Source organism: Longimicrobiaceae bacterium (assembly GCA_035696245.1).
Classification (GTDB): domain Bacteria; phylum Gemmatimonadota; class Gemmatimonadetes; order Longimicrobiales; family Longimicrobiaceae; genus DASRQW01.
Genome location: DASRQW010000360.1, coordinates 1 through 3201 on the forward strand (window position 1 = coordinate 1; position 3201 = coordinate 3201).

Genomic DNA, 3201 nt, shown 5'->3' on the forward strand with positions numbered 1-3201 from the left:
CACCACGCCCGAGAACCCGAGCGCCCCCAGCCGCCCCAGTCGCGCGCCCAGTCGCCGCGCCATCTCGTCGTCCGGCAGCGGCGCCTTCGCCGGCGGTGCCGCTCCACCCGGACCGTCTGCCTGGTCGACGGACATGCCCGCGATCCCGTGCGGCGGCGCGGCGTCTACCGTGAGCCGCAGCACGAAGTAGTCGCCCTGCCCGCGGCTCCGCACGTGCGCGGCGATGGACGTCGGCGTCTGCGCGTCCACGCCCGTCACCTCCGCCGCGCCGATGTCCGCCCGCAGCCGCTCGATCATCTCCAGGTGGTGCTCGCGGGATGAGCGCTGCGCCAGCCCGGCCGCGTACGTCCCCACCAGCGCCTCCGCAGATGCCGCGTCGCGCGTCGCGAGCGTCGCCAGCACCCGGCCGAGCGCATCGCCCGCGGGCGTGTGCGGAAGCGCCACCGTCTGCGCTCGCAACGGCGCCGCGGCGAGCGTGAGCAGCATCACCAGCATTCGTATCGTCTTCATAGTCGGCTTCGTCCGGTAAGGTGAGATGGGTGTGTACGTCTGTAGATTTACATCTGTAGATCACTGAGGCGCGCAGATGGTTGCACAGGCGCTTCCGGAGATGTAGATGCGCCCGCTACGGACCTACGGCCGAGTGGCCGGAGATGCCGTTCTTCGGTGCGTCTGGAGATGCAGATCGGGCGAAGCGGCGAGATTCCGCGCGATCCCGGCCGGGCGCCGGTCGGCCCTGAGCCGGCGCAGCACCTCGGTTTCCATCCGCACGGGCTGACGTACCGCCGCGCGGACGGCGAACGACGGCGCGCCAGCGGCGACGGCGAGGAGCAGGACGGATGCGGCAGCCACTGCTCGCCACGCGGCGGATCGAGGCTCGGGCGAGGGCGGCGCGACCAGGCGCTCCACGCGGCGGACGAAGGGCGAGCCGCCTTCGATCATTGCCGGGAGTGGGAGGTCGGCGCCGCTGGCAGGAAGCCACGCGGCCACCTGAGCGAGCGAACGGGCCAGCTCGCGGGGGCGGCCGGTCGCGCGTGCCGCCTCCGCATCGCACAGCAGCTCGGCGCCTTCGCGGAAGCGGCGCAGGGCCAGCGCGTTGAGCGGCTGAAAAAAGCAGACGCAGCCAACCACGTTGAACGCGTGCAGCCACAGCGGATCGCGCCGGGCCAGATGCGCGGCCTCGTGCGCGACGATGCCGCGCTGCTGCGCGGGCGTCATCTCCCGCAGCACCCGCTCCGGCAGGCACACCTCGCCCACGCCGAGCGCGACCGGCGCCGGAAGCACGTCGCTCACCGTCACGCGCATCTCCCGCCCGATGCCGGTCCCGCCTGCGGCTTCTATCCACAGTCCGCCGGCCAAGCTCCGCCGCTCGTCGTCTCCCATCTCCCGCCGGCCCGCCAGCAGCCGCCGCAGCCGCGCGTGCGCGCGCCCGAAACGCGCCAGCCGGAACGCCGCGCCTCCCGCCCAGGCGAGCGCGAGCGCCGCCGCCGCGATTCCCTCCGCCGGCAGCGGCGGTGCGGGCGCCTTCTCGCGCCAGCGGCGGACGACCGGGCGCGCGCCGGGCCCGCCGGAGCGCGTCACGGTCGCGAACTCCCGCACCTCCGCAGGCACGGGAGACGGAGCGCGGACCGCGATCCGCCCGCCCAGAGGCGAGAAGCCCGCGGCGGATTGGACCGTCGCCGTGGCGATGCCGCCCAGCAGCGCGGCCTTCCACAGCAGGTCCGCCCCTCGCTCGCCCCGCACCGCGCGGAAGCGGACGAGCAGCCACGCACCGCCAAGCGCGAGCGTGCTGTGCACGGTGTACGTCGCCAGCCACAGCCCGGCCGCCACCAGCCACCCGAGCGCGGGCACGTCAGCGAGCGCCGCCATCGTTCTCCTCGTCGCCCAGCGAGTCCAGCAGCGCACGCACCCGCTCCAGGTCGCCCGGCGCCAGCTCCCGGCTCTGCACCAGGTGCGACACGAGCGCCGCAGCGTCGCCGCGGAAGAGGAGCGACGTCAGACCGTCCACCATCGCCCGCCGCACCTCTTCCTCCGTGACCGTCGCGCGGTAGAAGTACTGGCGCGCGTCGCCGCGCCGCGCGAGCAGCCCGCGCTTCTCCAGCCGCGAGATCACCGTCGCGACGGTGGACTGCGCCAGGTGCCGCTCGTCCCACAGCGCGCGGAACACGTCCGCCACGCCGGCCTCGCCGCGTTCCCAGAACACGCGGAGGATGGCGAGCTGAAGGTCGGTCAGGTGCGGCGATTCGGGCATGGGAGCGCGCGGGAAGGGGAGATGCACATCTACAGATGTAAAGTACCGGGCGGAGAGCATGCGTCAACGACCGCGATGCCGCGGGAGATGAGGATCGGATTAGGACATCGCCGCGTGGCGTTTGACTGCGTCCGGACGAGCGGCTACGCTTGGGCCGTCCGCCCGCCGATCCCACCCGAGCCGCCGCCCGCCCATGTCCAGCGAACTCGGCAGCTTCGCGCTGCTCTGCTTCACGTCGCTGCTCGCCATCATCAATCCGCTGAGCGCGGCGCCCATGTACCTGGCGCTCACCGACGGGTACACGGCGGGCCAGCGCCGACGCACGCTGCGCAGCGGCATACTCACGGCGTTCGCGGTGCTGGCGGTGTTCGCGCTGGTGGGCGGCTTCATCTTCCAGGTCTTCGGCATCACGCTTGACGCGTTCCGCATCGCCGGCGGCGTGATCTTCTTCGGCATCGGCACGGACATGCTCCAGGCCAAGCGCAGCCGCGGCAAGACGACCGAGGAAGAGGAGGAAGAGGCCACCCGCAAGACCGACGTGGGCATCACGCCGCTGGGCATTCCCATGATCACCGGCCCGGGCGCCATCACCACGGTCATGGTGCTGATGACGCAGGCCACGTCGCGGCTGCACATCGTGATCGTGTTCGCCGCGGTGGTGGTGGTGCTCGTCATCTCGTACGGGGTGCTCGCCGCCTCGCCGCGCCTCGTGCGCTTCTTCGGGCAGACGGGGCTGAACGTTATGACGCGCATCATGGGCCTGCTCGTCACGGTCATCGCCGTCCAGTTCATCGTGGACGGCGTGCGCCCCATCCTCACCTCCATCATCCGCGCCGCCACGCACCGGTAGATGCATTCGCATCCCTCGGCCGCTGCATTGAGTCAAAAGACGAGATGCATCTATCTGTTTGTAGGGGTGCGATTTATCGCATCCGCGCCAGACCGTCCAG

The 3201-nt window shown here is 71.9% G+C and carries 4 protein-coding genes; 1 reads left to right on the forward strand and 3 read right to left on the reverse strand.

Annotated features, from left to right (window positions below; translation table 11 throughout):
• The 3 genes from VFE05_16425 to VFE05_16435 form a co-directional block, all read right to left on the reverse strand.
• Positions 1-510: hypothetical protein (locus VFE05_16425; GenBank protein HET6231661.1), on the reverse strand; the 510-nt coding region annotated here is incomplete at its 3' end.
• 123 nt (positions 511-633) lie between these two features.
• Positions 634-1869, reverse strand: a complete 1236-nt coding sequence (locus VFE05_16430; protein HET6231662.1) for a M56 family metallopeptidase — start codon at positions 1867-1869, stop codon at positions 634-636.
• Positions 1853-2251, reverse strand: coding sequence for a BlaI/MecI/CopY family transcriptional regulator (locus VFE05_16435; protein ID HET6231663.1), 399 nt, complete (start codon positions 2249-2251; stop codon positions 1853-1855). Before VFE05_16435 ends, VFE05_16430 begins: the two co-directional genes overlap by 17 nt.
• 193 nt (positions 2252-2444) lie before the next feature.
• Between VFE05_16435 and VFE05_16440 the strand changes: the two genes are divergently transcribed.
• On the forward strand, positions 2445-3101 hold the full coding sequence (locus VFE05_16440; protein ID HET6231664.1) for a MarC family protein: 657 nt from the start codon (positions 2445-2447) through the stop codon (positions 3099-3101).
• Positions 3102-3201: the final 100 nt, after the last annotated feature.